Genomic DNA, 212 nt, shown 5'->3' with positions numbered 1-212 from the left:
GCCGGGCTGGACATCGCCGGCGGCCTCGGGACCGCGCTGACCGCAGGGATCGGCGGCGCTCTCGCCGGACTCGGAACGGTCGGTGCCGACCTCACCGCATACATCTCGGCAGCCCTGAGCGGATCCGCCGAAGCCGGAGCCGTGCTGGGCGGCGACATCGCCGGTGGCATCGGTGGCAGCCTCGGCGGTCGCTTCGCCGTCGACGGTGCCAT

Annotated in this window: 1 protein-coding gene; it reads left to right on the top strand. The window is 74.1% G+C overall.

Annotation, left to right across the window (positions count from 1 at the left end):
- A partial coding sequence (locus tag QM588_RS25685) for a hypothetical protein (RefSeq protein ID WP_283317444.1) occupies positions 1–212 on the top strand: 212 nt, incomplete at both ends.

The organism is Rhodococcus sp. IEGM 1354 (genome assembly GCF_030056855.1).
Taxonomy (GTDB): Bacteria; Actinomycetota; Actinomycetes; order Mycobacteriales; family Mycobacteriaceae; genus Rhodococcoides.
This window is presented reverse-complemented; position numbering and strand designations above follow the sequence as displayed.